Source organism: Lederbergia citri, from assembly GCF_018343625.1.
Taxonomy (GTDB): domain Bacteria; phylum Bacillota; class Bacilli; order Bacillales; family Bacillaceae_C; genus Lederbergia; species Lederbergia citri.
In genome coordinates this window covers 453,805-479,743 of record NZ_JAGYPG010000003.1, presented here as the reverse complement: position 1 = coordinate 479,743, position 25,939 = coordinate 453,805, and the positions used below count along the sequence as shown (strand labels likewise).

The 25,939-nt window shown below is 38.2% G+C and carries 22 protein-coding genes; 11 read left to right on the top strand and 11 right to left on the bottom strand.

Annotated elements, in window-relative coordinates; genetic code table 11:
* Positions 1-40: 40 nt before the first annotated feature.
* The 3 genes from KHA97_RS18405 to KHA97_RS18395 are packed head-to-tail and all read right to left on the bottom strand — an operon-like array spanning position 41 to position 3,257.
* On the bottom strand, positions 41-1,021 hold the full coding sequence (locus KHA97_RS18405) for an aldo/keto reductase (RefSeq protein ID WP_213126222.1): 981 nt from the start codon (positions 1,019-1,021) through the stop codon (positions 41-43).
* Between the two features lie 55 nt (positions 1,022-1,076).
* Positions 1,077-2,237 (bottom strand): MFS transporter, encoded by a 1,161-nt coding sequence (locus KHA97_RS18400; RefSeq protein WP_213126221.1) that lies wholly within the window; start codon positions 2,235-2,237, stop codon positions 1,077-1,079.
* A gap of 39 nt (positions 2,238-2,276) precedes the next feature.
* A complete protein-coding gene (locus KHA97_RS18395) occupies positions 2,277-3,257 on the bottom strand; it encodes an aldo/keto reductase (protein ID WP_213126220.1) in 981 nt (326 codons plus the stop codon).
* 201 nt (positions 3,258-3,458) lie between these two features.
* Between KHA97_RS18395 and KHA97_RS18390 the strand changes: the two genes are divergently transcribed.
* Positions 3,459-4,376 (top strand): AraC family transcriptional regulator, encoded by a 918-nt coding sequence (locus KHA97_RS18390; RefSeq protein WP_213126219.1) that lies wholly within the window; start codon positions 3,459-3,461, stop codon positions 4,374-4,376.
* A gap of 149 nt (positions 4,377-4,525) precedes the next feature.
* Positions 4,526-5,071, top strand: coding sequence for a TetR/AcrR family transcriptional regulator (locus tag KHA97_RS18385; protein ID WP_213126218.1), 546 nt, complete (start codon positions 4,526-4,528; stop codon positions 5,069-5,071).
* Positions 5,072-5,363: 292 nt separating this feature from the next.
* On the opposite strand, the gene KHA97_RS18380 is transcribed toward KHA97_RS18385, so the two are convergent.
* The 4 genes from KHA97_RS18380 to KHA97_RS18365 form a co-directional block, all read right to left on the bottom strand.
* Entirely contained in the window at positions 5,364-6,362 is a 999-nt protein-coding gene (locus tag KHA97_RS18380) for a zinc-dependent alcohol dehydrogenase family protein (protein WP_213126217.1), read from the bottom strand.
* A gap of 13 nt (positions 6,363-6,375) precedes the next feature.
* Positions 6,376-8,883: a beta-mannosidase gene (locus KHA97_RS18375; RefSeq protein ID WP_213126216.1), complete on the bottom strand. Its 2,508-nt coding sequence runs from the start codon at positions 8,881-8,883 to the stop codon at positions 6,376-6,378.
* A 160-nt stretch (positions 8,884-9,043) separates the two neighbouring features.
* Positions 9,044-9,994 carry a mannose-6-phosphate isomerase, class I gene (manA, locus tag KHA97_RS18370; RefSeq protein WP_213126469.1) on the bottom strand — a complete coding sequence of 317 codons (951 nt, stop codon included), beginning with the start codon at positions 9,992-9,994 and terminating at the stop codon, positions 9,044-9,046.
* A 115-nt stretch (positions 9,995-10,109) separates the two neighbouring features.
* On the bottom strand, positions 10,110-11,120 hold the full coding sequence (locus tag KHA97_RS18365; RefSeq protein ID WP_213126215.1) for a substrate-binding domain-containing protein: 1,011 nt from the start codon (positions 11,118-11,120) through the stop codon (positions 10,110-10,112).
* 353 nt (positions 11,121-11,473) lie between these two features.
* Here KHA97_RS18365 and KHA97_RS18360 point away from each other — a divergent pair, with 353 nt between their 5' ends.
* The 8 genes from KHA97_RS18360 to KHA97_RS18325 all read left to right on the top strand — a co-directional run bounded on the left by KHA97_RS18360 (position 11,474) and on the right by KHA97_RS18325 (position 19,888).
* Positions 11,474-12,799: an ABC transporter substrate-binding protein gene (locus KHA97_RS18360; protein WP_213126214.1), complete on the top strand. Its 1,326-nt coding sequence runs from the start codon at positions 11,474-11,476 to the stop codon at positions 12,797-12,799.
* Complete coding sequence (locus KHA97_RS18355) at positions 12,799-13,677, top strand: carbohydrate ABC transporter permease (RefSeq protein WP_213126213.1); 879 nt, start codon at positions 12,799-12,801, stop codon at positions 13,675-13,677. Before KHA97_RS18360 ends, KHA97_RS18355 begins: the two co-directional genes overlap by 1 nt.
* A complete protein-coding gene (locus KHA97_RS18350; protein ID WP_213126212.1) occupies positions 13,664-14,491 on the top strand; it encodes a carbohydrate ABC transporter permease in 828 nt (275 codons plus the stop codon). The genes KHA97_RS18355 and KHA97_RS18350 overlap by 14 nt, the downstream gene beginning before the upstream one ends.
* A gap of 14 nt (positions 14,492-14,505) precedes the next feature.
* On the top strand, positions 14,506-16,140 hold the full coding sequence (locus KHA97_RS18345) for a glycoside hydrolase family 13 protein (protein ID WP_325167494.1): 1,635 nt from the start codon (positions 14,506-14,508) through the stop codon (positions 16,138-16,140).
* On the top strand, positions 16,130-17,068 hold the full coding sequence (locus KHA97_RS18340) for an MTP-1 family protein (RefSeq protein WP_213126467.1): 939 nt from the start codon (positions 16,130-16,132) through the stop codon (positions 17,066-17,068). The genes KHA97_RS18345 and KHA97_RS18340 overlap by 11 nt, the downstream gene beginning before the upstream one ends.
* A gap of 16 nt (positions 17,069-17,084) precedes the next feature.
* Entirely contained in the window at positions 17,085-18,050 is a 966-nt protein-coding gene (locus tag KHA97_RS18335; protein WP_213126211.1) for a DUF1861 family protein, read from the top strand.
* A gap of 68 nt (positions 18,051-18,118) precedes the next feature.
* On the top strand, positions 18,119-19,177 hold the full coding sequence (locus tag KHA97_RS18330) for a BtaManbiosPhlase (protein WP_213126210.1): 1,059 nt from the start codon (positions 18,119-18,121) through the stop codon (positions 19,175-19,177).
* 381 nt (positions 19,178-19,558) lie between these two features.
* Positions 19,559-19,888, top strand: coding sequence for a four-helix bundle copper-binding protein (locus KHA97_RS18325; RefSeq protein ID WP_213126209.1), 330 nt, complete (start codon positions 19,559-19,561; stop codon positions 19,886-19,888).
* 286 nt (positions 19,889-20,174) lie between these two features.
* Here the strand turns inward: KHA97_RS18325 and KHA97_RS18320 are convergent, their stop codons facing one another.
* From KHA97_RS18320 to KHA97_RS18310, 3 genes are all read right to left on the bottom strand, one after another.
* The gene (locus KHA97_RS18320; protein WP_213126208.1) at positions 20,175-21,008 is read right to left on the bottom strand and encodes an EcsC family protein; all 834 of its coding nucleotides are present in this window, start codon (positions 21,006-21,008) and stop codon (positions 20,175-20,177) included.
* A gap of 39 nt (positions 21,009-21,047) precedes the next feature.
* Positions 21,048-21,434: a sporulation protein gene (locus KHA97_RS18315; RefSeq protein ID WP_213126207.1), complete on the bottom strand. Its 387-nt coding sequence runs from the start codon at positions 21,432-21,434 to the stop codon at positions 21,048-21,050.
* A gap of 482 nt (positions 21,435-21,916) precedes the next feature.
* On the bottom strand, positions 21,917-22,564 hold the full coding sequence (locus KHA97_RS18310; RefSeq protein ID WP_407658051.1) for a thermonuclease family protein: 648 nt from the start codon (positions 22,562-22,564) through the stop codon (positions 21,917-21,919).
* Between the two features lie 183 nt (positions 22,565-22,747).
* Between KHA97_RS18310 and KHA97_RS18305 the strand changes: the two genes are divergently transcribed.
* Entirely contained in the window at positions 22,748-24,181 is a 1,434-nt protein-coding gene (locus KHA97_RS18305; protein WP_213126205.1) for a phospholipase D family protein, read from the top strand.
* 36 nt (positions 24,182-24,217) lie between these two features.
* On the opposite strand, the gene KHA97_RS18300 is transcribed toward KHA97_RS18305, so the two are convergent.
* Entirely contained in the window at positions 24,218-25,573 is a 1,356-nt protein-coding gene (locus KHA97_RS18300) for an MATE family efflux transporter (protein WP_213126204.1), read from the bottom strand.
* Between the last annotated feature and the right edge of the window lie 366 nt (positions 25,574-25,939).

Sequence of the window (25,939 nt, the reverse complement as noted above, 5' to 3'; positions counted from 1 at the left end):
TTTTTAAAAAGGTATCTCTGCATTTTTCTAACTTACACAATCAATTAAATCCACTGATCGGATGCGGAACGTAAGGCTCTTCAAGGAACGCCATTTCTTCAGCTGTTAGTTTAACTGAAAGAGCCGCAACAGCATCTTCAAGATGAGAGATTTTTGTAGCACCGACAATCGGAGCTGTCACTGGTTCTTTTTGTAGCAACCAGGCAAGTGCGATTTGAACGCGAGGAACTCCACGTTTTTCCGAAAGTTCTGCAACACGTTCTATGATTAATCGGTCGTGTTCAGCAGTCGCATCGTATTTAGCTTTTTGAGCTCGATCCGTTTCAGAACGCTGGGTCGTATTCTTCACATCACGTGTCAATCTTCCGGAAGCGAGTGGGCTGTATGGAATAACAGCGATTTTTTCCTCCTTACAGAGAGGCATCATCTCTCTCTCCTCTTCACGGTACATGAGATTATAGTGATTCTGCATCGAAACAAATCGAGTCCAACCGTTTTTCTCTGCTACATGCAACGCCTTTAGGAACTGCCAAGCGTACATGGCAGAAGCGCCAATATACCTTACCTTCCCGGCTTTTACTAAATCGTGCAATGCTTCCATTGTTTCTTCTATTGGCGTGTTGTAATCCCAGCGATGAATTTGGTACAAATCTACGTAATCCGTACCAAGTCTTTTAAGACTTTTATCGATTTCACTCATAATCGCCTTCCGAGAAAGTCCTTCTCCATTCGGACCATCATGCATACGGAAACGAACCTTCGTCGCAAGAACAATTTCATCACGTTTCGCATAATCCTTTAGAGCTCGACCTAAGTATTCTTCACTCGTTCCATTTGAATACACATTTGCTGTGTCAAAAAAGTTAATCCCTAAATCAAGGGCCTTTTTTATAACAGGGCGACTGTTCTCCTCATCAAGAACCCATGGATGAAAACCAGTATTTACATCTCCAAATCCCATCGTTCCAAGACAAATCCGTGATACATCTAATCCCGTATTCCCCAGTTTTACATATTCCATTTAAAATTCCTCACTTTCATATACTTAAATTTTTTTAGATTTAAAGAAAGTATGTTTAACTTGATTCGCTAACTTGTATTCTATTTTTTTTCAACAGACGGATTACAAAGAAAGAAAACAGCAGTAAGGAAAAAGTGACCGCCACGGCGCTAACTGTGAATAACATCTGATAACTAGAATGTTGAGAGACCCACCCTAGTATTATTGCTCCAAGCCCAATTCCAAGATCGGTAGCAGTTGAAAAAGAGGCATTCGCCACCCCTATCCTTTCCGGGCGAACAAGACTGATTGTCGCCGCTTGAAGTGCAGGCTGTGCTGAACCAAATCCAATCCCGAATAGAACCGCAGAAACAATCACGCCAAACAAACCAGTTGAAAAGCCTAAGGCTATTAAAGCCAATATAGTAACTGCAAGCGCGGGTACAATGATAAATGCTTCACCGTACCGGTCCGAAAGCTTTCCGGCAATAGGACGGACTAGTAGCAGTGTGAGCGCATAGACTAGAAAAAATGTGCCAGAATTGACTTTAATTGATTCAGCGAATAGTGGTACAAAGGTGGTAATACTGCCATAAGCGAAAAATAGGAAAAAGACCGATGCTGTGATTGGCAAAACTGATTTTTCAAAAATTTCAATTCGCTTTGGGCCGGGCTGTGGATTAAAAGGCATTTTTGCCCCAAACGTTAGTAGTAATGCTGCGATCGTGAGGCCAGCGCCAAAGGTAAACAGAGTATGATAGGATAGCTTTTCCGAAACCCATATACCCAACATTGGGCCGATTGCCATAGCTAGTGTCATGGCCATTCCTGACCACCCCAACCCTTCTCCGCGACGGGTTTTCGGAATCAAATCTGTAATCGCTGTATGCATCGACGTTGTCGACACTCCCCAGCTCATCCCATGCAAAATTCTAAGTACTATCAATACGATAATTCCAGATGTCCATTCATACATATACATGGCCACAGCGAAGAAAAGCAGGCCCCCAATGATAAAAAAACGGCGACCGAAACGGTCCAACATCCCGCCAATAATTGGACGAAGAATAACAGCAGACAGCATAAATGTACCCATGGCAAGTCCGACATGTGATTCGTTCCCACCTATCTGCTTAATAAACAGTGGCAACGTTGGGTACAGCATATAAAAACCTGTAAATAGAAAAAACATTCCGACCGTCATCGAAATAAATGACTTCGTCCATAGGCGATCCACAGACTATTCCTCCTCGTGTCTAATTCTCAATGCAGCTATTTATTCAAATCCAACGATAGAATGTGGCACATACGGTTCTTCCATATACGCAATTTCTTCTGGTGTTAACTTAATAGAAAGTGCAGCTACTGCATCTTCCAAATGAGATACTTTCGTTGTTCCAATAATTGGTGATGTTATAGGGTCCTTTTGGAGAACCCAAGCAAGCGCGATTTGTGCTCTTGGTACACCACGTTTTTCTGCTACCTCTGCAACTCGTTCTACTACCTTTCGATCAGCCTCGGCAGTTGGATCGTAAAACCTTTTCGCTGTTTCATCGATTTCGGAACGGTGTGTTGTTTCTTCCCAATTACGAGTCAGTCTCCCTTTCGCAAGCGGACTCCAAGGAATCACGCCAATTTTTTCTTCCTTACAAAGCGGCAACATCTCCCTTTCCTCCTCACGGTATAAGAGGTTGATTTGATTCTGCATTGTCACAAACCGTGTCCATCCGTTTTCCTCCGCTACTTGTAACGCTTTCAAAAATTGCCATGCATACATTGAAGAAGCACCAATGAATCTTGCTTTCCCAGCCTTTACCACATCATGCAGTGCCTCCATCGTTTCTTCAATCGGAGTAGTGTAATCCCACCGATGAATTTGGTATAGGTCGACATAATCTGTTCCGAGTCTTTTTAGACTTTTATCAATTTCGCTCATTATTGCTTTACGAGAAAGTCCTGCTCCGTTCGGACCGTCGTGCATCCGGAAATATACCTTTGTTGCGAGGACAATTTCATCGCGATTCGCATAATCGTTTAAAGCACGTCCGACAATTTCTTCACTCGTTCCATCCGAGTAAATATTTGCTGTATCAAAAAAATTGATTCCTAAATCAAGCGCTTTTTTTATGATTGGTCTACTTTTCTCTTCATTAAGTGACCATGGGGCAATCCCCCTCTCGGGTACACCAAAACTCATACAACCAAGACAAAGCCGAGATACATCCAGTCCGGTGTTTCCAAGTTTTGCATATTCCATTTGACTGATCCTCACTTTCATTAAATTAGCCATTTTTTTTACAATCAGAAGAGTCTTAGGCATCTTTATTATGACAAACTAGAAAAGCAAGCGCTATCTCATTCTTCGCAAAAGATTGCCTAATCCTCTCACAGCACTTACTTAACGAATAAAAATGCATTATAATGGAACCACCAAGGTCCAAGGAACTAGGAGGATATTATGACTGAACATATAAACACACAGCAGAATGAGCTTGCAAGATTAATAGAGCGTTACTCGGGGCAGGACGGTGTTTATTCAACCGATATCCCGTCTTTATTTTTTATACGTGAATCGAATGTTTCCGAACCAAAGCATATTGTTCAAAAGCCTTCTCTTTGTATTGTCGTTCAAGGTGTAAAAGAGGTAGTTCTTGGACAAGAGCGTTTTATATACGGCCCAGGGAATTACCTCGTTTCATCCGTCGACCTGCCGGTTACAGGACGAGTCGCCGAGGCAGCTTCTGACGTTCCGTATATGTGTTTCAAAGTTGATTTTTCACCTAGTCAAATTTTAGAAGTGATAAGTGATTCCGACATCCATGTTAGATCAAAGGAGAAGGCTAAGCGCGCAATGTTTGTAAGCGAGACAGACACATCGATATTGGATGCAGCCATTAGATTAGCTCGTTTGCTTGATACTCCTAAAGACATACCCGTGCTTGCTCCTTTATTCAAAAAGGAAATACTTTATAGAATATTGCAAGGTCCTTATGGCATATCGCTTGGACAAATTGCTATAGAAGGAAGTTATACCTTTCATATTGGAGAAGTTATCGAGCAAATCAAGAAGAACTACGATAAGCCCATTCGAATCGAAGAACTTGCAGAAACTGCCAATATGAGTGTTTCATCGCTCCATAGGCACTTTAAAGAGGTAACCGCGATGAGTCCGATCCAATTCCAAAAGCAACTAAGACTGCAGGAAGCACGAAAACTATTATTATCCGAATCAACGGATGCTGCTGATGTCGCATACCGGGTGGGTTACGAAAGTCCATCTCAGTTTAGCCGTGAATACTCACGCATGTTCGGCTTACCGCCTAGAGAGGATATAAAGCGTCTGAGAGAAAAATATGACCAAAGATTAAACGCGTAACATCTTTCTCAATAATGGACATTTCACAAACCCCGCTATAAAGAAGGCCACAAAAGCTAAAACAGCTATTGTGGCTTTAAATAGATAAGTGAAATATCTTGCTCATTAATGAACAAATTAATATATCTTTTAAGGAAGTGAAGACATTAATGTCTAATATAGATAGAAGAATAATAAAAACGCAAGAAGCAATTAAATCAGCTGTTATCGAACTAATGTCTGAAAAAGATTTTGACGACATTACGATGCAAGATATTTCGGACAGGGCAAATGTTAGTCGAGCAACGATTTATTCTCGTTACGTAGATAAATTTGATCTCCTTGATAAGCTCATTGAAGAGCATATCAATGAGATGAGGGAATTATGCGAATCTGCTGCAGAAATGGATTATATAGACGCAAATATCATCTGGTTCGAATATATAAAAAACAACTATTTGTTCTTCTCTACGATGTTAGCTAGCAAAGGAAATCCTTATTTCCGAACTCATTTCCTTGAGTTTCTAGCAGAAGAATTTAAATATGTAATCAATGTTAATATGGGTAAAAATCGAGGATTAAATGAAGACATTATTCTTCATTTTATTATGTCGTCTTATGTCGGAATTGTGGAATGGTGGGTCAAGAATGAAATGCCTTATCCACCGTATGTCATGGCAGAACAAGTGGGAATCCTGTTAGAAAGAAATCTATAATTAGTGGTCCATTTGCCATTTTTCAATAATTTGATATTGAAGCTTTAGTTTTTAGCATTGTTCCAATAAAAATATGTAATCAATACGCGGATATCATATTGGATATCCGCGTATTTTAACGTCATGACCTTATTCAAACAAAAAAGTTATGTTCAAAATAGAAAAATATATAGTCACCTATACCACCAATTCGAATAACGTCTAACTATCCTATCTAATAAAAATCAAAAAGCAGGGACACCTCCCACGCCCACTTTTTCCTGCTGGGACAAAAAACTTGTCCCATGTCCAACTATTTCCCAACGACGATACCTTTAACGACATTCAGTCTTGGGTACTCCTTCATAATTACTGGTAATTCATCCATTGTGAAGCGATTACTTAGCAATGGTTTGATTTGGACTTTTCCTTGTTCAACTAGAGCGATTGCTTGTTCATGTGTGTGGGGGTTGATGAATGAACCTTTAATGGTTAATTCTTTTGAAAAAATCTCATATGGGTTCACTTCAATTTTTATATCAGGTGCTGATACACCAAATAATAAGACCGAACCACCTTTTCGTGCCATTTGTACGGCTTGGGTCATGCTATCTTTTCTACCCACACATTCAATGACAATATCAAATCCACTACTAAAGTTCTCAAGTTCACCCGGTGTCACCGTATTGTTAGCCCCCAGTTCAATGGCAACTGCATGTTTTTTCTGGTCCGGTTCACTGACTGTCACTTTTGTTCCGTACATTTTTGCCATTTGTAGCATCATGAGGCCAATGTAGCCACCACCGATGATTAGAACAGATGCACCAGGCCAAAATTTCACTTGACTAATACCGTGTAATACACAACCAAGTGGCTCAATCATCGCTCCCTCTTCATAAGATAGCTTGTCTGGGAGCAAATAGCAATTGGCGGATGGAACGGCACAGTATTCTCCCATGCCGCCGTTTCTTGTTACACCAACTGCTTGTAAATCTTCACATAGGTGTGGACGACCACCTCGGCAGTATCCACATTCCCCACAATACATATTCGGATCAATCGATACGCGGTCACCCTGCTTAAGCGTGGTTACCTTCGTGCCGACCTTTACGACCTCTCCCGCTAATTCGTGTCCTAACACAATCGGATACTGAACCTCGGCAGAACCGGGTTGTCCATGATAAATATGCTGGTCTGTTCCACAAATTCCACATGCTTTCACTTTTACGATGACTTCATGGTCTGCTAGAGCCGGAACAGGAAGCTCTTGTATTTCCATATTCATTTTATCAACTAATACAGCTGCTTTCATACTTTACTCCACCTTATTGTACCGAATTGATTGCTGAAACATGCAAATGACCTAACTCGACTTTTTCACCTTCAAGATGACCAATTTCAATCGTCTTAGTTTCGTTTGGCATTAAATCAAAGAAATTGTCACTAAAATGAATCTTCTTTGCAGGAATCTCTAGTTTTACCATTCTGGCATGATTGACAGTACTGACAGTAACTGTCTGATTTTCTTCATCAACCACTACCTGAAGATGAGCTTGAGGAAGTGCCAACTCTTTATGGTCTCTTAAATAATACACATTTTGTTGTGCCTTACCTTCCACAGAGGATAGACGGACAACGACCTCATTTGCAGGGTAACCCTTGAGTAGCTCTTCTTCTGTAAAACTTTTTATTCTAACCGAAGCATTTGCCTGAACCTCAACTGGAATGGTGGTTGTAAATAATTCTTTTCCACTAAAGCTTTGTACCTTTAATTCTAGTATATCGGTATACGTCTCTAGTAAATCATTAACTACAAAAATATGGAGATCACTACCCGAATCATGGTCAATCGTTAATAAAAGAGGATGGAAGAATTTCTTCGCGTAAAAATAAGATGCTTTTGGAAGTTGATAATAATCAATCATCGACCAGCTTGTACCAGGCCAGCAATCATTTAGCTGCCAGACTAGAGACCCACTTGTAAATGGCTTATTTCGACGATAATGCTCAATTCCACACTTCAATCCTTCTGCCTGAGTAAGCATTGAAAAATTCATGTATTCTTCAATATTTGTAGGGATTCCAGTGTAGCCTTCCATGAGAATAATCCCTTTTTGATGATGATAGTCCTTGTTACGATAGGACATTTCATCACTGCCCCAATAGAAGGTTCCCTCCGGAAGATTATCCTCTAAAGTAAATCGATTTGCTGAGGCATGCATACCAAATTCACTGCTAAAACGGGTAAAATCCTTTTTATAGTTTTTAAAAGACACACCTCCAACACTATAATCCTGACCTAAGTTCTCTCCAAATTTTCGCGGCTCGACATTACCATGCCATACCTGCCAGTTGTGACGATCGCCTACCTCCTGAGAGTCATGGTCATTTCCGCCAAATGGTGAGCTTGGCCAATAAAGACGACTCGTATCCAACTCATCTAATAATTCCGGAATAAGCTCATGGTAGATTTTTTCTCCATAAAATGGAGTATCGATGTTTCCTGCCGTATATTCCACTTCGTAAAGCCAATCATTTTCGTTGTTCCCACACCATAAGGCAATTGATGGGTGATTACGTAGCATCTTAATAGCTGTCTCTATTTCTTTTCGAACATTTTGCATATAGTTATAGTTGTAATCTGGGTATAAGGCACAGGCAAACATGAAGTCCTGCCATACTAGGATACCTAGTCGGTCACATTCCCGATAAAAAATCTCTCTTTCATAGATTCCACCGCCCCAAACGCGAATCATGTTCATATGTGCCTCTTTTGCTTGTGTTAAGAGCTGGCTGTATCGAAAATCTGGGGTAACTCCTATGAAGCTATCAATTGGAATCCAGTTAGCACCCTTCGCAAAGATTTCAACACCGTTTAATACAAAAGTAAAACGGTTATTGCCTTTATTGTCTTTTTGCATCACCTCGATGGTACGAACGCCAACATCTGTTGATTCCGAAGCTAAAACCTCATCTTCACATACGAGTTCCACATCAAGAGTATAAAGGTGAGGCGTTCCTAAATCATGTGTCCACCAAAGTTTTGGATTCTCAAGCTCTATCATAAAATTCACATGGTTTATTTGAACCTGAGCGGTTTTGATGATTTCAGTATCACCATCATGGAACTTCACGTTTACGGATAAAGGTTGATTGCGTACATATGTCTTTGTATCTACATCAATTTCAACAACCGCTTTGTTATTTGCAATCTCTACTGTTCTTGCAAACACACTATCAATCTTGGCCATTTTTCGTTTTTCGAGGCGAACATCCTTCCAAATACCTGCGGTTACGATTTGTGGACCCCAGTCCCAGCCAAAATGATACTGAGCTTTACGTGCCCAAATTCGATCTTTTCCATAGCCGGCCCAGTAATTCTTTTCCTTTTCCTTTAGCATATCAGCCACAACATCAAATTTAACCGCGATAATATTTTTTCCATCGACGACTTCTCTTGTCACGTCAAACACATGAGGAATATACATATTTTCAGTGGAAGCAATTTCGCATCCATTTAAATAAATCGTTGCGTACGTATCGAGCCCTTCAAAAATAAGTTCGAGGCGCTCATCCGATTGAAGACTTTTCTTATCATAATGAAATTCTGTTCTGTACCACCAAATCTTCTCTGAAACCCATTTTGATTTTAAATCATTATGTCCGAAAAATGGATTATCAATTAATCCCTTTTGAATTAACGTGGAATGAACATCACCAGGTACATTCGCAGTCATCCAAAAATGATCAATATAGTCTGGAGCGGCGATTACTAAGTCACGTTCTTGTCCATGGTCAAAATGCTGGATTTTCCATTGTTGTTTTAGTTTCATAGGTTGTCATCCTTCTTACTAAATTTTTATGCTAGAATTAGATACTTAAAGCTCTGTAGATTTCTTCAAGATGAACTTCAGCTAGTGTGTTCGGGTCTTCTAAATCAAGTAATACAGATCCACCGTCAATTGCTTTGGAACCACCTGTCCCACCACCAACTCATGGATGAGAAACGATTAATTCAACATTCCCTCTGATTTTAAATTCACCTAATCCAGCTGGTAAGATAAAGTGAGTTCCTTTCTCAATCACAAAGTTTCCTTCTTTCGTTTCAATTGCACCTGACCCATTTAAAACACTGCAAATTAAAAAGGGCCTGTCCTGATGGAAAGCTACAGAATCCTCAATTTCCCATTTATATACAGAGAAATACTTTTCCTTTACGAAAGTCGTGATCGTAGCACCCGGGATTTTCTCGATGCTAGGCTTTACTGTAGCGGCTTGGTGTGGAATGGTCGTTACATCAATTGATTTTTGAATGTGTAATTCGCGTTTATTTCCATTTTGGTCGACTCGGTCATAGTCATAGACACGGTACGTTGTGTCAGAGCTTTGCTGCGTTTCCAAAATAAGAACACCTGAACAAAGGGCGTGAATCGTACCACTAGGAACATAAAAGAAATCACCAGGTTTCACCTTTACACGTCTTAATAATTGATTCCATTCTCCATTCTCAATCATTTCAATAAATTGCTCTTTCGTTTGAGCCGTATGACCGTAGATGATTTCTGCATCATCTTGACAATCAATCACATACCAGCACTCTGTTTTACCAAGTTCACCGTTTTCGTGTTTGTTTGCGTATTCATCATTTGGATGGACTTGAATCGATAAATCATTGTTTGCATCAAGTATTTTGGTGAGGAGTGGAAATACTTCTCCCTCCATATCACCGAATAGCTCACGATGCTCATTCCACAGCTCCCCAAGGTTTTTTCCTTCATACGGTCCCTGGTTCACAATACTTTGCCCATTTGGATGCGCGGATACAGCCCAGCATTCTCCTGTTAAGTCGGATTCAATAGGATATCTAAATTCAGTACGTAACTTGGTTCCGCCCCAGATTCGCTCCTGAAATTGTGGTGTTAAAAAAATCGGTTTTTTCATAATAGCCTCTTCCCTTTCGATTACATTCCAATTTAATATGTGTGTTTCCTTATTCCTTCAACACTTTAATACTAGTATTCATCCGATACCCTAGGACGAGGGACCTCTCCCCATGACCCTAACTCTTGACCCTACCCGTGGAGCCTCTTTTTATAAGGTTGGCTGGGAGTAGTATTTCTTGGACAGGCTCATTTGGATGGTCCATTCTCCATAGCAATAGATTGAATGCATTAGAGCCAAATAATTTTAAGTTAATGGCCATTGTTGTGATAGGAGGATCGGATAATTGTGATAATAGACCGTTATCGAAGCTACAAACCGAGACTTGATCTGGTATTTTAAGACCCAGATTCTTGAGAGACGAACTAACCATAAAACCAAATCCATCATTTACACAGAGCCATGCGCTTGGAATTTGTTTTAGTGATTTGATCGTTTGATCAATGGCATCGCTTTCTTCTTTCTCCGTTAGAAACATTACTTCATCTTTTGGAGCGATATTCGCTTCCTTTAATGCCAACAAATACCCTTCCATTCGTTCATAATAACTAGGAGAAAAGTCAACATTCCCTACAAAGGCGACTTCTCTATGACCTAAATCAATCAGGTGTTTCGTTGCCAAATAGGCTCCAAACCGATTATTTGTCAAGATCGCATCGGCATGAACCAAGGGATGATGATGATCGATTAATACAGTTGGAATACCCGTTGAAATGACCTTGTTTATATAATCTAAACTGATATGAGAAACAATGATAATTCCGTCCACTTTTTTTTCTTCTATAAAACTTGGAAGAATAAGATCTTTCTTCGCGGATTCTGATATGGATTGTATGAGAAGATCTGCACCGTTCTTTATCGCATTTTGCTCGACTGATAAAAAGATCTCCCCGAAAAAGGTTTTTATTGAAAATGCAAATTCCGTTGCAATCAAGCCAATCGTTAACTGTCTATTTTCTTTTAGGCTCTTCTTACCTTTATATACATAACCAAGTTCAGCCGCTGTTCTTTCAACTAAATCTTTGGTATCTGCACTCACGCCACCTTTTCCAGTTAAGGCTTGTGATACGGAGTTTTTTGAAATTCCTAATTTATCTGCAATATCTTGCATGGTTACTTTTCTTTTCATATTCCCTCCTAATGTCATTACGAAATGTTTTTGTAACGTTACAACAATAATATCACTTAAACTTTTAAAGTGGAAGTAGTCTTTCAAAATTTGGTAATTAGGAGAAAGGTTGTTTCTTTCTTGACTTTCACATTACTTTAACTTTATAATCGAGTTGTAATTACTTCCAGTAACCTTACAAAATACACTTGTAATGTTGATTACAAATTGTAGTTACAGAAATTTATGTATATTGCTAAGTTACTAGGTAACAATACAACAACAAACAACCTATTCTCACTTATTATTTAATGTGTTTTGAAAGCGTTTTTCACGAGGTGAGAGTGATTGTACAACAGGGAGGAAAACAAAAAATGAGATTCAAAAAAACGGCTACATTAATGGTCACGCTTGGATTGTCTGCAACCGCTCTATTTGGTTGTTCGACTGGTAATGATGGTTCTGCTAAAAAGTCAGATGATGGTGTCACAACAATTGAATTTTGGGCAGCTCCAAATCCAACACAACAAGCCTTCTGGTCTGATATGGCAAAGGAATTTGAAAAAGAGAACTCAGATATCAAAGTGAATGTATCTGCTATAAAAGAAAGCCCTACTTCTGAAGCAAGTATCCAATCGGCTATTGCAGCTAAACAAGCACCAACCATGTCAGAGAATATTAACCGTGGTTTTGGCGCGCTATTAGCTGAAAGTAAAGCCATTGTTCCTTTAAACAAAATTGAAGGTTTTGAAGAGTTAGTAAGTACACGTCAAATGACAGATACGATTGAAAGTTGGAAGTCAGGCGATGGCAGCCAATACATTTTCCCAATTTACTCGAATTCTATGCTATTTGGCTGGAGATTGGATATTTTAAATGAACTTGGATACGAAGAAGCACCAAAAACATATAGTGAAGTTCTAGATGTTGCTCAAAAATTAAAAGAAAAATACCCTGATAAATATCTTTGGGCAAAACCAGATTTAGCAGACCCTACAGCATGGAAGAGATGGTTTGACTTCTTTATGCTCTACAATGCCGCATCTGATGGAAATGCATTTGTACAAGGCAGTGAGTTTGTTGGAGATAAAAAGGCTGGAATCGAAGTATTTGAATTTATTCAAAATCTAGTAAATGAAGATGCCGTATTAACAGCGCAAGTAACAGATCCTTTTGAAGAAGGCACAGGAATCTTTACAGATGTTGGTCCTTGGACTCCTGGATCCACTTGGAAGGAAAAGTATCCTGAATTGGTATATGGCGAAACATATACACTAAGTCTACCACCTGTTCCAGATAACATGGACCCAGAAAATGCAAAAACATTTGCTGATGCGAAGGGTGTCGTCATTTATGCTTCTGCAACAGAAGAAGAACAAAAAGCAGCAATGGAGTTTTTAACTTGGGTGTACTCTAATCCAGATGCTGATTTAAAATGGCTTGAAGTTACAGATCTCCCTCCAGCAAGAGATGACTTAGGAACTAACGATGCATTTGCTTCTTACTTTGAAGAAAAACCAGTTATGAAAGCATATGCAGATGCTGTAGCAAACGGAGTTCCACCAATGGAAAACTCTAAATACAACGAGATTCAAACATATATCGGACAATATGCTTTCAATAAAATCGTGAAAGGCGAAATCGATCCTACACAAGCATGGGATGATATGGTGAAAGCTATTGAGGGGGAACTTAAGTAATGCAAAAAAAAGCAAACGGTATGGGCTGGCTATTCACTAGCCCATACGTTCTTTTCGGAATCATTTTTTTCTTTATACCTCTTCTCTGGTCATTATTCTTAGCCTTTACAGATTGGAATTTAATTTCACCGGAATTTAACTTTGTTGGTTTTTCAAATTTTATTGAAGCGGTAAAAAATCCTGGTGTACAGGCAGCGTTTTTTAATACCTATAAATTCCTTATTATTTATGTACCTGTCGTTGTGGCATTGTCATTGACGGTTGCAATTGTTGTCAACGGGCTACCGAAATTAAAAGGGTTTTATTTGATTGGCTTCTTTCTTCCCTATTTATCTTCTGGCGTTGTGTCTTCATTAATTGTCAATGGAATTCTTTCATATAATGGTCCACTTAATACATTTTTAAGAGAAAAGTTAGGTATTAATATTGACTGGCTTGGAACTCCGATCGCCGCATTAATAGTTGTGTCTTTCATGCTTGCATGGAAATTCACTGGTTATTATGCGTTGATTTTATTTTCTGGATTAGCAGGGATTAATAAGGAAATTTATGAGGCTGCAGCAATTGATGGCGCCTCAAGATGGCAAACCTTTTGGAAAATTACCATCCCACAGTTGTACCCAGCACTGTATACAGTATTAATTTTGGCGATTGGTGTAAGCTTCGGTATCTTTACGGAAGTGTATCAATTAACAGGTGGGGGCCCTAATTATGCAACCAATACATGGCAAATGGAAATCTTCACTAGAGCCTTTACGAACCTACAGGCTGGTTATGCTTCAGCGCTCGCTTTAATCGCAGCTGTTGTTACATTTGTCTCTATTTATATCATTAGAAAACTTCTGGAATTGTGGGGTAAACGAAATGGTTGGAGCTAAAAAAAATTATATAGGTCGTTACCTTATTGCAACTCTCTTGTTACTGATTATGGTTTATCCATTTATCTATTTGATTTTAAATTCATTTGCAGATTGGACTCAAGTGGATAAAAAATTAATTCCAACTGAGTTTACATTGCGTTCCTATGAATGGTTACTTACAGGTGGCGATGTAGGAATTGCTCGTCCATGGCTTAATGCCTTCTTTAATAGTGCGATTGTCTCAATAGCATCTACCTTTTTAATGATGCTAATTGGAATATTGGTCTCCTATGCCCTATCAAAATTAGTGTTTAAAGGAAGAGACTTCGTAAACAACTTTGTCTTGTTTCATATGTTCTTCCCTGCCCTAATTTTATTAATCCCTACTTTCTTATTGATCGAACGAGTAGGTTTATACGATACGTATCTTGGGTTAATCATTCCTAAGGCCGTTAGTTTATGGGCAATCTTCATGTATACCAATTTCTTTAGAGCCATACCTGATACCTTTATTGAGGCGGCGAAATTAGACGGTGCAAGTAACTTGCAGATTTTATTTAAAATTATTTTACCGATGTCGAAATCGATCACAACTGTTATTTTCCTATTTCTATTCACAGAGCGTTGGACAGAATTATTATGGGATATGATTGCGGCTCGGAGTGATGACATGTTGACTTTAAACGTGCTCATTTCTCAAATGTTCGGCCCTTATGGTGGTTATCCTGGACCAATGTATGCAGCATCCGTTCTATTAACCATCCCAGTTATTATCTTATTTTTGTTCTTCTCGAAGAAATTCCAAGAAGGTATGCAATTTACTCTTAAATAATATGGAGGTTTATTGTGGATAAGTGGTGGAAAAAAGCAGTCTTTTATGAAATTTATATGCCAAGCTTTTGTGATGGCAACGGCGATGGTATAGGTGATTTTATTGGTATTACTTCGAAATTAGATTACTTATCTGATTTAGGAATTGGCGGAATCTGGTTAACTCCGTTTTATCAATCACCTAAGGTTGATAACGGCTATGACATATCCGACTATTATGCCGTTGACCCGGATTATGGAACCATGGCTGACTTTGAGCATTTTCTCAAAGAGGCTCATCGTAGAAACATGAAGGTAATCGTCGATATCGTCTTAAATCATACTTCATCTGAGCACAAATGGTTTCAAGAATCGAGATCTTCAAAGGACCATCCAAAACGGGATTGGTATATATGGAAGAACCCTGTCGACGGTAAGGAACCGAATAATTGGGAATCCTTTATGGGTAGTTCAGCTTGGAAATTTGATGAAAAGACGGGTCAATATTACTACCATGGCTTTGCTGAAAAACAAGTTGATTTGAATTGGGCAAATCCAGAAGTAAAACAAGCTATGTTTGATGTCATGAAATTTTGGCTTGATAAAGGGGTGGATGGTTTCCGCCTCGATGTCATTAATCATTTAACATTAAACACAAGCTTTCCTAATAATCCGATTGATCAAGAAACGAAACAACAGATTCATTTATATGATAAAGACCAAGAAGGAATACTTGATGTCATAAAAGAAATATCGGCTTTTGTACATGCCTACCCCAATAAATTTTTGGTGGGAGAAGTTGGTTCAGAGGATTTAACGGTATTAAAAGAGTACTGCGGTAAGGATAAACTGGATGTCGTGTTTCAATTTAATCTAGGTAGTATTCCGACACTTGATGTTAAAAATATCTATAAACAACTAGTAGATATGGATAACGAATACCGCGAAGACCAGATTCCGACTCTGTTTTTTGGCAGTCATGATATGTCACGCTTTATTTCCAGGTTTGCTGCCGAGGGCTATGAAGAAGAAGTAGCGAAACTCATGGCTACCCTGATGCTGACAGCTAAAGGGGTTCCATTTATCTATTTTGGCGATGAAATTGGAATGCGTGACCTTGTCATTGATGATATTTCCAAGATGAAGGATGTACAAGGCGTGATTGCTTATCAGTTGGCCATTGATGCAGGCAAGAACGAAAGTGAAGCATTAGCAGAGGCAAATCGTAATGGAAGAGACAGTTCTAGATCACCCATGCAATGGGCATCCACCAAGTATTTCGGTTTTTCCAAGGTGGAACCGTGGATTTCTTTACCAGATAATAATGTGACGGTTGAGAATCAACTAGAAAATCCTGAATCAATGCTTTCTTTCTATCGGAAGTTAATCGAGTTACGAAAGAAAATTCCTGCTTTATCCGTTGGTAACTATATACAGCTTCAAGAGAAAAACAATCAATTAATGTACGAAAGAAAATACGAAGATTCAACCGTGATGGTTTATTTAAATTTTAATGAAGAACGTACAAAGGTTTCTTTAGATGAGAATTGTAATGTCTTATTATCCTCGAGAAGAAGCTCCATTTTAAGTGAGCAATCCTTAGATATTTTGCCATATGAAGCGATCATTGTTGAAAAAAAGGAGGTAGAACCTCGTGTTCATTCCAAGTGAAAAAAAAGCAATTTCTAGTATCCAGTTACTAGATGAATACCGTAAAAATAGACAACAGCCTTATGAAAAAATGCGCATTCCTTTTACCGGTGTTCCTGAAAAGGATGTATATAACATAACCGCTCCTTTTGAAGATGATGGAGAATTGGTGATTGCCGGTCGAGTTGAAAGAAGAGATAGCGAGAATTCTGAAGTGATGTTTTTTGTTAACCGTGACGGTCATTGGATCCAGAGAGAGAATAGTCCGGTATTTCAGTTACAGGACCCATTCTTTACAAAGATTGGTGATGAGTTGATTTTTGGCGGTGTGGAAATTTTCCCACATCCTACCCTACAAGGTGCATTAAGCTGGAGAACGGTTTTTTATCGCGGAAAAAATATTGCTAACTTAGAAAAGTTCTTTGAAGGTCCAGATGGCATGAAGGATTTGCGTTTGGTTGAGATGAAAGATGGATCCGTCGGTATCTTTACCCGTCCTCAAGGTGAAAAAGGCGGCCGAGGAAAAATTGGCTTTACAAAAGTAAAAACACTAGCAGAATTATCGGTTGAAGTAATCAACGATGCTCCTTTGTTCAATCAATTTCTGGATGAAGAATGGGGTGGCGCAAATGAAATCTACCTCCTTTCAAATGGTCATCTCGGTGTTTTAGGACATATTGCCCGTTTTGATGATGATGGCAACCGTCACTATTATTCAATGGTATTTGCTTTTAATCCGGAAAATGGTGAGTACAGTGACATTCAGATCATCTCAGAAAGAGCAGATTTCTTGGAAGGACCAACAAAACGTCCTGATTTAGTCGATGTCGTATTTAGCGGCGGACTGGTTCGTCATTCTGACGGAAAAGCAGAATTATATGCAGGTATTAGTGATGCCGATGCACAGAAAATTATCATTCCTGATCCATTTAAACCATTTGAACAATAAAAGGAGCTTTTCACACATGAATTTAGCGAAAAAAAGAGAGCAGTTTGAAAAAACAAAGAACGTCTATGAATCTGCAAAACTAACCTTTATTGGTGTAGATGGATTCGATGTTTATAACACTTCCATTCCTTTTTCATATAAGAATAAGACCTATATCTTTGGAAGAGTAGAAAAGCGTGATGAATGGGCTCGATCATGGGTTCGTTTATTTGAGAATACTGGACAGGATGAGTGGACGTTAGTTAGTGACTCGATGATCTATCAGCTGGAGGATCCGTACATTGCGTTTATCGATCAGGAACTAGTGATGGGAGGAACCCACGTTCGTTATAAACAAGGTGAGATTGATACATTTTTTGCCTATTTCTATAAAGGAACGGAATTGGATAATTTATATTATTTCACAACCGGTCCTGAATACATGAAAGATATTCGTCTTGTTCAATTAGACGATAATCAAATCGGCGTTTTTTCAAGACCAAGAAGTGAAGAAATCCGTAAAAAATATGGCAGCGAGTCGATTGTAGGCTTTACAACGATCCATCATTTGAGTGAATTAACGGCTGAAGTGATTGAAAATGCTCCTATCATCGAAGGATTATTCGGCAAGGATGAATGGGGCGGTTGTAATCAATGTTACCTATTATCAAGTGGTTATATCGGAGTGATTGGACATAAATGCTACAATCAACTCGCTGATGACGGAGAAGAAATAAAGGTATACATGAACGTCTCTTTTGTTTTTGATCCTAAAACACATCAATTGATTAACGAAAAAATTATTGGTACACGTTCATGTTACCCAGATGGACCTGCAAAACTACCTAATCTTGTAGATTGTGCATTTACTTCAGGAATCGTCGTAAGACCTGATGGGAAAGTTGATCTGTATAGTGGGATTGGTGATACAGAAGAAGGAAGAATCACCATCGACAATCCTTTTGAAGGATATGGCAATATCGTAGAAAGAAAAATGGACTAGTTTAGAGATTAAAAAATACAATTTGAGTTGGTTTTACCAGTTCAATTTCAACAACAGGAGAAATTCAGATGAATATTTATCGTTATGAAGAAAATCCATTAATCACACCAATGGATGTCACACCGTATCATAAGAATTTTGAAGTCATTGGGACTTTTAATGCCGGAGTCACAGAATTTAATGGGGAAACCATTCTCGTTCTCCGGGTCGCTGAAAGACCTCTGAGCAAAGATCCAAACATCGTTAAAGCACCTGTATATAATCCAGCAACCGATGAGTTAGAAGTCGTTGAGTTAAAGAAAGACGATACAAGATATGATTTTTCTGATCCTCGCGTGATTTTGGATAAAGAAACCAATAAGTTCGTATATTTAACATCCCTTTCCTATTTAAGATTAGCTAGAAGTAAAGATGGCCGTCATTTTACAATCGATGATAAACCATTTGTGTATCCATCAAATATCCATGAAACCTTTGGTATTGAGGATCCACGTGTCACAAAAATAGAAGATACGTATTATGTATACTTCAGTGCGATTTCTCCAATGGGAGTAGGAGAATCGCTAGTATCTACAAAGGATTTTGAACAGACTGTACACCATGGAATGATCTTTAGTCCGGAAAATAAGGACGTTACGATTTTTCCTGAAAAAATAAATGGAAAATACTATGCCTTACATCGTCCTGTACCTAGTGCAACAGGAGCACCTCAAGTGTGGATTGCAGAATCAGATAATTTACTATACTGGGGGAATCATCAATTTTTATTTGGACTCCGTAACAACATGTGGGATGATGGCCGCATCGGAGCTGGAGCAGTGCCAATAAAAACGGATAAAGGCTGGCTTGAGCTTTACCATGGTGCAAGTAAAGACAACCGATACTGTATGGGTGCTCTCTTACTAGACTTAGAAGACCCTACAAAAATAGTCGCTCGTTCGGAAAAACCATTACTAGAACCAGAAACAAGCTATGAAGTAGAAGGATTCTTCGGAAACGTGGTATTTTCATGTGGAGTACTCGTAGAAGGCGACATTGTAAAAATGTATTATGGTGTTGCCGACACATCAATGGCTTGTGCAGAATTAAGCATTAACGAAGTACTGGATTCATTAACATATTACTAAAAAAGTGGTGGGTCAAGGAGACTTCCTTGCCCACTATTTTTTCTGGATAATTGAGCTAACTAGGATTCTTAAATTCATGGTATAACTCACAAACCCCTTTTCCTAATAAAATCAATTCAAATTGATTATGACCATAAGAATGTACCTCTTCTTCCATGTTTTTCACCGCAATAATCACAGATTTACCACTTGTTCCAACGCGTTTATAGAATAACTTCGCTGCCAATAATATTAATTTTCATCTTAGGGTTCACTACGGGGTAAAAGTGAAATACCTTATAAGATAATAGTATAGTCAGTACAAATAAGCTTTTATTTCAGTTTATATACTTTTCAATCGGGAAAAGTAATAAAGTTCAATTCTATAGGAAGGATGATTGCATGATCACTCACTCTTACGAACAGTGCATCCAAGCTTGCTTGGAGTGTATGGAAGCCTGCAATACTTGTTATGGCGCCTGCTTAAAGGAAAAAGATATGGACATGATGGTAGACTGTATACGCATGGATCGTGAATGTGCAGATATATGTAGTTTTGTGGCTAAATCGATGCAGTCTAACAGCCCATTCGCTAAGCAAATTTGCCAATTGTGTGCAGAAGTTTGTGAAGCGTGTGGTAAAGAATGCAAAAAGCATGACCATGATCACTGTCAGAAATGTGCAGATGCATGCTTTAGATGTGCGGAAGAATGTCGGCAAATGGCCGCTTAATAACGAAAAAATTCCCTTTGCAGACCAAATCTATTGTTTGGCTGTAAAAAGGAAATTTAATATTTGCGATTTATAGATGATGAAAACTAAAACCAGTAAATATCAGTATCCTAATACCTCCAACAATATAAAAATTGCTCCAGCTACATACTCCATATTTCCCCCACATACCATTCTAGACCACAGTTTTATCTAAGTAATTTTGATCGAATCTCTTTATTATCATAAGCCCAGCATATTATAGTACATTGCTAACAAATAATAGATAATGGATCATTAAAGGAATTCAGTCTGATAAGTTTTTTACGTTTGTTATAGTTTGATTATCTAATTGGACTAAACGTTCTTCAATCCTTCTCTTTCGATAAAGCATTATCCCAGCCTCAGAAAGGTCGTTAATCGCCGAGCGGTTAATGAAAGCCCCAAAAACGATTCCAGCTATTGGGATCATTTGAAAAATCTTTTTCCAACCGACATGATCTCGATATTTTATGACAACCTCTCGCCACCCTTGAAGTTCCGAAATAACATTTCTTTTTGCATCTTCGTCCGGGGAATCTATGAGAGATAATTGTTTTAATATCGCTCGTTTCCCAACAATATCTGAGGAAACAAATTGTAGAACTTTCACAATAAATATCCTTTCCTTTTTATCATTCGGATTATAACCGTAGCAAATAGCAATATCCTGAAGTGTTTTTATTTGAAGTCCGAGAAGCAATGGGATATCAATTGATAAAGTGAATAATCCCCCAATACCTGTACTTGCGCCTTGAACGGTTGCTAGGCGTCTTCGGTTATTTTTAAGTTTGCTAACTGCGTTATCCATTTCTCCGATAGATACCATATCCAAATCCTCTAACGTACTAACGTTTTTATGAGGATAATACGACTTAAGTGATGAAACTGAACTTAGATATCTCCCTCCGGATTGAATATATTTGCCTAATTCATCTAGAATTACGCCAATTTTTTTGTGTATAAAAGCAGGCGTAAGTTTGTCCAGAATTTTGAATGGAAGACGACCGAGTTTTTCCCAAAACCATAATCCATCCTGGTTTTTTTCCCAATCTTTACTCTTTTTTAATTCAGCTAGTAGTTCTTCTTTTGTTTCCAACATTAGTAGTTCAACCCTTTCTCATCTTAATAATGATTGTAACTAAATGATGCGAATAATATCCTTGTCTCTACTTTCTACCCCTTCATTAAAAGTTAACTTTGTTTTAAAACAATAAGATATTTCTTCAGATGAAACGGAGATAGAATCTGGTAGTTTAAACGAAAAAGAGATTTTGTATATTTCATCTGATTCAATTCGTTTCGACGTCAAAATTGATTGTGTATCTATAATTTCTTTAATACCCATAAGTTGTTCACTCATAATCAATTCACAGTCAATTTGTCTTAATTGTTGATCGATTGTACCACCTTTAATTAAGAAATATCCCTCTATATTTTCCCCAACCTCGTAAGTATCCTTCGGCAAAATAAGATCGATCTGCGCTGACCCTATTCCTAAAAGAGACATGTATTTCCTTAATAACAAGAATAAGAACCCCCTATATCATTTATTTGTATATTTTTCTTCAATGCTTAGTTCAATTTCTGCAATTATTTCCCTATCTTAATAAAGATGTTCCTTGTTTTTACGTATTAACTTCAATGTAGATTCTTGTATTTTTCTCATTCCATTACCTTCTTTCGTATACGTTTTACCATCTCTATAAACCTAAAAAAACCTTTACCAATTTCGGTAAAGGTTTTGACACAAATAGAGACCTCTACCAATTGGTAAAGGTCTCGCTAACAACGATATGTTGCCAACAAAGCCGAGAGTGCGAACTCTGTAATGACGACTTTGTCATAAAAGCTACTCCCCTTTAGGAGAAAGATTCAACTGTATGAATAAATCATAAGGTACATTTTATTGACTTGTCAACTGACTATTTCATTTCAATTAGTGGATAAGTTTATGACCATTCTTCATTTAAAGGAAAAAAATAAAGTACATTATCTATTACCATCAAACTACTGCTTCGGAGGACGAAACCCAGCTTTCACCGCTTCCTTTTCCGTACAAAACATCACCTCTGCCTTTGTTTGCTTATACCATGGCGAATCAGGTGTATGATAAATTTTTTCACGGCCAATATTTCCTTTTATTAGGCAGTCTTTCGATTTATTCTCTTTTGGACTAGAATCTATTGTTTCCGGGTGAAATCCATCCTCTTGGGCATAGTTCTCGATTTCCCAAATCCCTACTCCTTCTTTTTGGGCCTTCTTTTGAATGACATCAAATTGATCAACATAGCGGGTGTTAGGCGGGTATATGTAAGCGACTCTTGCTAGGCCTTTCTTTAACAATTCCTCTTGAATCATCTTTCCATCCACGTATACATAAGCTAACAAGCGTCCATATTTATCTTGATTTGGTCCGATATCAAATTCTAATTCTATCTTTTTAGCATTTTCTACTAAACTTCTAGTAAACTCTTTCGCTTCTTGCCCAAAAGGTTGTTCACCTAGACGCGGATGGGCTGTTTCTGGGCTATCCACTAGTAAAAATCTTACTTTTTGCTCGCTGCCATTATACATAACGGCAATCGTATCTCCATCAATTGGCTTTGCCAACGTAACTTGAACCCTATTATTAACGTTCTGGGAACATCCTACCATAGTAAAAATTAAAACAAATATGAAAAAGGAATATACATATCTAGTCATAAATAAACCTCTCTTTATCACTTCTATCCAAATTATCATATTAACAATCAACCTCAAATTAAACAATATATGCCCTTCTTTGTTTTTCAAAATAATTATTCGGGAATAGCACAAATACTAGAGAGGGGAAGTTTAATGCCGAAAAAGTATAAAAAAGGAATTCTAATAACAGGCCTTCTATTATTCTTAAGTTTTTATATAGGAACGATCTATTATCAGGAGAATAAACCTTTGCCAGAAGGTGTTTCCTATGAAGGAGATATCCACTATTTACAAGAGGATCAAGTGCAATTTTTATATGACTTAACATATAAAATTGGGAAAGAGACCAAGCATGAACAAGAAATATTTGATAGTGTCTTTCAAGCGATTGAAGAGGCTGAAAGATTCGTTATTATGGATTTCTTCTTATTCAATGATTATTACGATCAAGCTTTAGATTTTCCTCCATTAAGCTCTTCGTTAACGAATAAACTAATTGAAAAAAAGAAAAGCAATCCTGATATTGAAATAGTGATAATCACAGATGAAATTAATACTTCATATGGCTCCCATAGAAATGAGGAGTTCGAAAAGCTAAAGTCACATGGAATAAATGTTTTGATAACAGATGTCGATCCACTTCGGGATTCTAATCCTTTATATTCAGCAATATGGCGGATGTTTTTCCAATGGTTTGGTCAAGAAGGAAAAGGAACCCTTTCCAATGCGATGGCCGACCAAGCTCCTGATATGACACTTCGCTCCTATCTTAAATTACTTAATGTCAAAGCCAATCATCGCAAAACGGTGGCCACAGATAAAAAGGCGATTATTTTATCCGGAAATCCCCATGATGCAAGTGCTTACCACTCCAATATTGGATTTGAGTTGGAAGGCCCGATTATTGAAGATGTGTTAAAGTCTGAGCAAGCAGCAGCTAATTTAGCTGGAGGGTATGTTTTGCCTACTTATAAAGGAAAGAGTGAAGCTGGAGATGTTGCAGCTCAGCTTTTAACGGAAGGAAAAGTAGCAAAAAAGGTAACTCAATCACTTAAAAAAGCAGAAAAAGATGATCAAATTTGGATGGCGATGTTTTATTTAGCAGAACGAGATGTTATCGAGGAATTGCTAGCAGCGAGCGAGCGCGGTGTCAAAATCAACTTAATTTTAGACCCAAATGAAAATGCATTCGGCTCTAAAAAGTCTGGACTGCCGAATCGACCTGTGGCTAAAGAATTACATGAAAAATCAGAAGGGAAGATCCACATTCGTTGGTATAACACGGGACAGGAGCAATATCACCCTAAGCTGCTTTATATAAAGAAAAAAGACTACATCATTGTAATCGGCGGATCCACAAATTTTACCCAGCGAAATATGGACGATTATAACTTAGAAACGAATGTGAAGATTGAAGCGAAAGTCGACTCGAGTATTGCCAATGAGATGGACGATTATTTTAAGCGTCAATGGAATAATAGAGATGGTGATTTTACACTAGATTTTGAGAAGTATCAAAATCCGCTTACTACTATGCAAAGGGCAGTTTATATAGTGCAGAAGTTATTATACTTTACAACCTATTAGGGGGTGTTATGGTAACACCCCCTTCATAATACTGAATTAAGACTTCGCCGCTTCCAATTCTTCTGCTTTCTGTTCCCATATTCTTGAGCGCCATCGTCTCATTAAAATAATTCCCCTCACCCATTCATCCACAACAAAACCAATCCAAACGCCAATTAACCCCCACCCTAAATGAATACCGAGGATATAAGCAATTGGAACACTAATGAACCACATTCCTAGAATAGCTATTAATACGGGAAAATTTACGTCCCCAGCAGCTTTAAGCGAATTATTGAATACGAGATTAAATGCACGACCTGGTTCAAGTAATAAAGTTAATAGAATGATTGTGGACCCAAGTAAAATGATGTCTGGGCTGTTGGTAAAGATTTTAAGAAGAGGCTTGGAAAACAGAAAAAATATCCCCGCTACACAAAGCGCTACTAAAGCAGCAATTTTATAAATGTGCATGCTTTGCGCGTAGGCGCCATCCATTTTTCTCGCACCAATTTTACGGGAAATGAGAATTAACGTTCCTTGGCCAAGAGCCCCTGAGAACATCGTGATAAAGGCTCTTAAATTGGTTGTATATACATTAGTCGTTAATGCTGTAGTCCCAATCAAGGCAATAAAAATAGTAATAACAACCATTTGTAAGTTCCATGCGATGGAGTCGACTGATGAAGGAATTCCAATCTTAAGGAGATTTTTAACGTGATGTTTTGGAAAACGGAATAGTTTGGATAATGGAATAGACTCGCCAATCCTTTTTTTCAAGATAACGAAAAGGGCAATAGTTCCGATGAAACGACTTGCAACTGTTGCAATTGCTACCCCTTTAACGCCTAGAATAGGAATGCCAAAAGGTCCGAAAATAAATAAATAGTTTCCGATTATATTAAGGATATTGGCTCCCGTCATGACGTACATGACTTGCTTTGTCAGCCCGTGGCCTTTAATGACCGCCGATACTGTTAACATCAATGATTGGATGAACGTGAAACCACCGATAATGACCATATAGATGGTTGCATCTTTCATCAGTTCAGCAGGTAACCCCATAATTCGTAAAAGATCCGAAGCAAATAGGACCAAAACCAGACCTAATAATAAACCAAACAAGAAATTTAGAGAAATGGAAACCCGAGTAACTTCCGATGCACTATGCTTATCTTTTGCCCCTACATATCTGGAGACCAATATCGTCGTCCCAATTGTCACCATACTACAAAGCATGACAGTCATAGCGAGGATTTGATCCGAAAAACCAACCGCCGCAACAGCATTGTCTGAATAATGACTGAGCATGAATGTATCAGCAATTCCCATAAGTCTCAACATTAGGATTTCAATCAAAATCGGCCAAGCAAGTGCAAATAAAGTTAACGTCTGAGCCTTTTTACTTTCCATAAAATCCCCCTCTGTTGTCCATCCATTTTTTAACACGTGCTCTCATTTTAATCGTCATTTTTTTATAAAAACAGTCTGAAAATTTTTTTATTTATGTGCTATACTTAACTTAGGAGTTAGGAAAGCGGATGCGCCTTGCTTATCGACCTACAAACTTCGGCAGACTGAGATAAAGGAAACACAGCGAGGAACGAGCTGATGTTGACTTATCGTAGGGAAGAGGACAAGAAGTTTGCTAGTCGATAGGCACTGGAGCTAGACAAAAAAACAAGCGAGCTGACCATTTAAAATTGGCAACTCGCTTTTTTACACTCATCTATTATTTCAGTTGCGGAGGAAATCGCATGAAAAATATAAGTGGTGTGT